This is a genomic window from Planktothrix sp. FACHB-1355 (assembly GCF_014748295.1).
Taxonomy (GTDB): domain Bacteria; phylum Cyanobacteriota; class Cyanobacteriia; order Cyanobacteriales; family Aerosakkonemataceae; genus Aerosakkonema; species Aerosakkonema funiforme_A.
The window spans coordinates 1-6,399 of record NZ_JACJUP010000289.1; the positions used below are offsets into that span (position 1 = coordinate 1).

Sequence of the window (6,399 nt, forward strand, 5' to 3'; positions counted from 1 at the left end):
CCTTATACTAAAGAAGCGCGAGCGTATTTGCTACGGCGGCTTCTAACTGTTCAAACCGAAATTCGTCGTAAAGCACCCCCAGAAATGCGCGACATCACCCTCATCACCCATGAAGAACTCAGCGAAATTCGTCGCATTTGGCTAGAAGAAAGACACGAATTCGACGACAGCTTACCCAAAATTTACCAAGAAGTGACCGGCGAATTATTCCAAGATACCCGTCCCGGCGTCGAAAGAAGACTTTTGGGAAGCGACGAATGGACAGTTTTAGAAGAAATAAGCGACGGCGATATCATGCACTTAGAACTGATGGCAAAATTACTCGACACCGAACGCCAGTATTACACCAAAACTCGCCGAACGGGAATCTACGACACCCTAGAAAAATGCTTCGATACAAGTGCGCGTTCCAAAGAAGAAGCCATCAATAACGCCCACTACCAGCGCAACGTCAATAATGCCGTCAAAGCCGTCAAAGAAAATCTCGACGACATTTACCAAATCAAACAAATCTTTGCTGGCAAAACCTCCGAAACACCCCAAAAAAATACCGCAAACATCGACAAAATTAAACAAACCGTAGAAAACAAAACCGAACAAAGCAGACAACTATCTTGGGCAGACCTAAAATTCTCAAACAATGACTCCGAAACCCCAGACGAATAAAGTCTGTCTGCCAACTCATCCTCGGACAAAACAAGAGGACGAAAAACTTTGTTTTTACCTACAAATTCTCGCCCTCTTGCTGCGACCCTACACAACATTTTCAATGCAAACTTTCTACTTCTTTCCGGTCAAATATTCGCTCCAAGTAGCACAGCCAATTAAAATATTGCTATAACCGACAAATTGATGACCCCGTGCCCCTACAAAATGTTCGTGTTAAATATTAACATGACAATTCTCAAACACCCCTCTGCGTACCTCCGTGTAAACCTTTGCGTTCCTTTGCGTTAAAAAATTAACCCATCCCAACACCATCGTGATTTTCCTCCAACTCATCCTCCAAAACTTCGGCCCTTATCTCGGCAAACAAATCATCGACCTTCGCCCAGAAAATAACGGCGAAACTCGCCCCATAATCCTGTTTGGCGGTATGAATGGCGGCGGTAAAACGACCTTGATGGACGCGATTCGCCTCGCTTTATATGGAAGTCGCGCCCAATGTTCTACGCGCAATAATCTCGGCTACACCGAATTTCTTTCTCAATGCGTTAACCGCAACACCCCACCCACCGAAAAAGCCCGCATAGAATTAAGCTTTGAACACGTTTACGAAGATAAACTTGCCAAATTTAAAGTTGTCCGCTATTGGGATAAAGACGGAAAAGATACGTTAGGCATCCTTATATATAACCCATTTATCGATGATTGGTATACAGACAAAGCATTAAGCAACACCTGGGACGAATACATCGAAACGCTGCTACCCATCGGCATTTCTAACCTGTTTCTCTTCGACGGCGAACAGGTAAAAGAACTCGCCGAACTGGAAACGCCTCCCCCCCCAGTCGTCGATGCAATTCGTTCTTTATTGGGTTTAGAATTAGCCGAACGCCTTGCTGTTGATTTGGATATTTTAGTCAGCCGCAAACGCAAAGAAATTGCGGGCGCAAAAGAACTCGCTACGCTGGATAAAATCGAACAAAAATTCCAACAACTGATTGCCGAAAAAGAAGTCGCCACGGAAGACCAAAGCAGTACCAATCAAAAAGTAGAATATCAGCAAAACCAAGTCCGCCTAGCGGAAGAAAAATTTCTCTCTGAAGGTGGAAAAATAGCTGCCGAACGCAATCAACTCGACTTACAGCAAAAAGAATTTATCAAACAAACCGATAAATCCCGTCAAGAAATGGTCGAATTAGCCGCTGGCGTGTTGCCTTTGGGCCTGATTTCACCTTTACTTATCCAGGTACAAACCCAAGCCGAAAATGAAAGCCGCCAACAACAAGCGAAACTCGAACGAGATGCGTTAAAAAAAAGAAGCGATCGCCTGCTTAATTATATCACAAAACTGTCATTAAAAACCGAACAATTCGACAAAATTAAAACATTTCTCGATCGAGAATATCAAGAAATCGAACAACTCGCCGACAGCGATGAAAAACCGTGGTTAGCCGCCGACAGCGAAGCCATCAACCAACTCGAAAACCTCCTGCGTTACGAAATCAAAGCCAGCCAAATTGAAGGCGAACAAAAAATCAAACAACTGCGCGAACTAGAACAAGAAATAGAATTTCTGGAAAGACAACTCGCAATTGCCGCCTCTCCAGAAGCCTACGAAAAATTAAAAGCCGATGTCAGACAAGCGCAAAACGAACTAGCCAAAGCCACAGCCGCCCACGAAATGGCAAATCGCCGTTTAGAAGAACTAAAAAAAGAAATCGCCAAAACCCAAAAAGAACTAGAAGAATACAGCCAAGACTACATCAAACTGAGAAACAACCAACACATCATCACCGCTTGCGCCAAAGTGCAAGAATCACTCAAACTCTTCAAAGAAAAACTCACCCTCAAAAAATTGAACAAACTAGAGATAGAAGTAACCCAATGTTTCAGCTATCTCCTGCACAAAACCGACCTCGTACATCGCGTCGTCATCGATACCAACACCTTCAGCCTTTCCCTGTACGACGGACAAGGACAAGCAGTACCCAAACATCGCTTATCAGCCGGAGAAAAACAACTATTAGCCATCGCCTTTTTATGGGGATTGGCGCGAGTTTCCGGACGCCGCTTACCCGTAGCGATAGACACACCATTAGGCAGATTGGATTCCTCACACCGAGGCAATTTAGTAGAGAAATATTTCCCTTCTGCAAGTCATCAAGTAATCTTGCTATCTACCGATACAGAAATAGGAAAAACCGAAGTAGAGAAGTTGAGAGAACAAGATGCGATCGCACGGGAATATCTGTTAAAATATCATCCAAATGAAAGACAGACAATTGTGCAGTCAGGTTACTTCTGGTCATAGATCAGTTGTCAGTTGTCAGTCAATTGTCAATGCTGATTACTTTGGCATAAACCACCGATAAAAATCCAAAATCCAAAATCCAAAATCCAAAATCTAAAATCCATTTATGGAACCCCCCATCAACACCATCAAACTCTCCCAAACAGCCAAAGACCAACTCCTCAAACTGCGACGCTTCACCAAAATCGACCAATGGAACATCCTCTGCCGATGGGCCTTTTGTCGTTCCCTCGCCGAACCATCCATCCCCTCCCCCGTACCCATCATTACCGACAGCAACGTCGAAATGACCTGGAAAGTCTTCGGCGGCGAAATGTCCGATATCCTCTTACTAGCCCTCAAACAACGCTGTCACAACGACGGCTTCGGCTGCGACAAAGAAACCCTCGTCACACAATTTCGCCTCCACCTGCATCGCGGTATCGGCTACCTAGCAGGCGACCCCAATATTAAAAAGATAGAAGATTTAATCGCCCTCTCTGTAAAGGGGCTAGAGCGTCGGGACTAGGGGCTAGGGGAAGAAGAGGAAAGACCAAAGGGAAAATATTAATTCTCTCCCACTCCCCCGCTCCCCCGCTCTCCCACTCCTTAAATATGGGCGGGGAGAGAATCGAACTCTCATAGTATCGCTACCGGCAGATTTTGAGTCTGCTGCGTCTACCAGTTTCGCCACCCGCCCTTGGGTGAAGCTTTATCATTATAACCTTGCTTCCCAGGATTTTGCAAGAGGGTTTGATATTCTTTGCTACTAGCCCAGCGATCGATCTCTCTAGCCCGCAGCACCGGCACCGGATGGGTCAAACCAGCCGTTTGCGCCTCCTTCAGCATTTCCCCCAACTCGCTGTTACTGATATCATCGTAAGCCCTTGCTTGCGCCAAAAACGCATCCAAATTGAGTTGAGGAGCCAACGTAGGCGAACCGCCAGCCAACTTCATCAACAGCGAACTCACCACTTTGGGGTCTTGAATCGCCAATAAAGCCGCGCGATCGCAAGTAAACTCAGCACATCTTACCCACTGCAACATTTGCGTTTGCAGCGTTTGGGCAATCCAACCCCCCAAATTAGGCAGTTGACCCGCAGCCAAAATTATGATATTAGCCAACGTCAAATAAACCCCGTGATCGCACTTTAAGTGGCCCAACTCGTGAGCGATTACCGCCTGAATCTCTGCCGGCGTCAGCAGCTCGAGCAAAGAAGTATGCAGCACCACAAAAGGCTGCTTCCCCCGCATCGCGAAAGTGTAGGCATTCGGCACGGGATGCTGGCGCACATATAGCTGCGGCGGCTCTAAATCCAGCACCTGACAAGCTTCCAACAGCATCTCGTGAAATTGAGGCAGCTGCTTCTCACCCACCAACACGCTAGCCGCAATATTTTCCAAATAAAAAAACTGTTCGGCTACTGGCCCAAGCAGATTCCGCACGATCGCATCAAAACCGGGCAGCTGCTTGAGCGCGTTAGTTGCTTCCAGATCCAGCGGATGACGGAAATAATCTGCTTTCAGACCGATCAGCTGTGTTTTTGGGAAGGACATGGAGCGAAATTACCAGAAACAACAAAATAGTAGCAAACTGGGTCTGACCGACAAACAAATTAGGTAGCTCAAAAGTCCCAGTCGGTCTGCCCCCTACCAAGGATCTTAGTCGCCCTTTTCTGATTTGACCAAAATACACCCTGACAAATCACCAGAACAAAGGCAACCGTTTGGCCTACAGGCAGGCTCCATCAAACTGCCCATAGCGCCCGAATTGGCAATTTCGCGGTTTTATCCACCTAAATTAGCGGTATTTAGGGAAGCTGACTCGCTCTCAGCTTCTTTATCCCCCTTAAGCCGCTGCAACCGGGCTCCCACATTTTGCAACTTGCCAACCAAGTTATCGTAGCCGCGATCGAGGTGCTGCAATCCTTCGATCGTAGTTTTACCGTTGGCTGCCAATCCCGCCAGCACCAAAGCCGCAGAAGCGCGTAAATCCGTAGCCACTACAGGTGCCCCGGATAACATCGGCACACCTCGAACGATCGCAATGTTGCCCTTGACGCGAATATCTGCCCCCATCCGATTCAATTCCGCTACGTGGCGCAAGCGATTCTCGAACACCGTTTCCGTAATCACGCTGTCCCCCTCGCTCAGCGTCAGCAGCGCCATAAACTGCGCCTGCATATCGGTCGGGAAACCCGGATACGGTAAAGTTTCGATATCCGTTGCTACATGGCTGTTTGCGCCAATCACCCGCACACAGGTAGGAGATTCCAGGATTACCTTAGCGCCAATGGCCCGCAGCTTAGCGATCGCCGCAGTCAGATGATCCGGTATTATCGGCGATAAACTCAATTCCGAGTGCGTAATCGCACCTGCCACCAAGAAAGTACCAGCTTCGATGCGATCGGGGATAATGCTGTATTCCACCGAATGCAAGCTTTTCACCCCATCAATGATGATGGTGTTAGTACCAGCACCGCGAATCCGAGCCCCCATCGCCTGACAGAAATTGGCCAGATCCGTAACTTCCGGCTCTTGGGCAGCGTTCTCGATCGTAGTTTCCCCATCTGCCAGGGTCGCTGCCATCATCAACGTTTCCGTAGCGCCCACACTAGGGTAATCCAAGTATATTTTCGCACCCTTCAAGCGAGGATTGCTACCGCTGACATAAGCATGAACCATACCGTGTTCGATTTGAACATCAGCGCCCATCGCTTGTAAACCACGGACATGGAGATCCACAGGTCGGGCACCGATCGCACAACCTCCCGGCAGTGGCACCCTCGCCACCCCCAGACGTGCCAGCAGAGGGCCGATCGCAAAAAAACTAGCCCGCAGTTGCGACACCAGTTCGTAGGGAGCTTGGGATTGTTGGATATCTCGGCCATTGATGTCTAAAACATCACCGTGTTGCTCCATCTTCAAGCCCAAAGCCGCCAGAATCTGAGCCATCCGCTGCACATCCATCAAAGAGGGAACGTTACGCAGACGACAATCTTCCGGACAAAGCAACGCGCCAGCCATGATTGCCAGGGCTGAGTTCTTTGCCCCGCTGATTTGGACGTGTCCCTTAAGAGTCGATCGACCCCAAATTTCCAGGATGGATTTGTCTGCTTCAGGCGAAGCATGAGTGTCTGTTAAACCGATAGAAGAAGTAATTGTCTTATCCTCCCAATATATTTTTTAGGCTTGTACAGCTTCTTCAAATTTGGTTTAGATTCTACAGGAAACTTTCCAGATGTCCATAGGTGTTGAAAATTTTTAGGGATTAGGGCGTCAGGATTAGGGCGTCGGGAAGAGGGAAGAGGGAGAGCGGGAGAGGCATAGCGGGAGAGGGAAGAGGGATAGCGATAGGGAAAAGATGTATTCCCCCACTCCCCCACTCTTCCCTAGCCCCTAGCCCCTAGCCCCTAGCCCCTAACCCCTAACCCCTAACCCCT

Annotated in this window: 4 protein-coding genes, 1 tRNA gene and 1 pseudogene; 3 read left to right on the plus strand and 3 right to left on the minus strand. The window is 48.1% G+C overall.

Annotation, left to right across the window (positions count from 1 at the left end; all coding sequences use genetic code 11):
- From H6S82_RS14010 to dndE, 3 genes and pseudogenes are all read left to right on the plus strand, one after another.
- Window positions 1-666, plus strand: a pseudogene (locus H6S82_RS14010) (DNA phosphorothioation system sulfurtransferase DndC); the annotation flags it as partial.
- 316 nt (window positions 667-982) lie between these two features.
- Entirely contained in the window at window positions 983-2,977 is a 1,995-nt protein-coding gene (dndD, locus tag H6S82_RS14015) for a DNA sulfur modification protein DndD (protein WP_190461129.1), read from the plus strand.
- A gap of 106 nt (window positions 2,978-3,083) precedes the next feature.
- Window positions 3,084-3,485, plus strand: a complete 402-nt coding sequence (gene dndE / locus H6S82_RS14020; RefSeq protein ID WP_190461130.1) for a DNA sulfur modification protein DndE — start codon at window positions 3,084-3,086, stop codon at window positions 3,483-3,485.
- Between the two features lie 87 nt (window positions 3,486-3,572).
- Here dndE and H6S82_RS14025 read toward each other — a convergent pair.
- From H6S82_RS14025 to murA, 3 genes are all read right to left on the minus strand, one after another.
- Window positions 3,573-3,656 (minus strand) — tRNA-Leu (locus tag H6S82_RS14025).
- Window positions 3,635-4,513 (minus strand): M48 family metallopeptidase, encoded by an 879-nt coding sequence (locus H6S82_RS14030; protein WP_190461132.1) that lies wholly within the window; start codon window positions 4,511-4,513, stop codon window positions 3,635-3,637. The genes H6S82_RS14025 and H6S82_RS14030 overlap by 22 nt, the downstream gene beginning before the upstream one ends.
- A 231-nt stretch (window positions 4,514-4,744) precedes the next feature.
- A complete protein-coding gene (murA, locus tag H6S82_RS14035) occupies window positions 4,745-6,118 on the minus strand; it encodes a UDP-N-acetylglucosamine 1-carboxyvinyltransferase (protein ID WP_322111828.1) in 1,374 nt (457 codons plus the stop codon).
- Window positions 6,119-6,399: the final 281 nt, after the last annotated feature.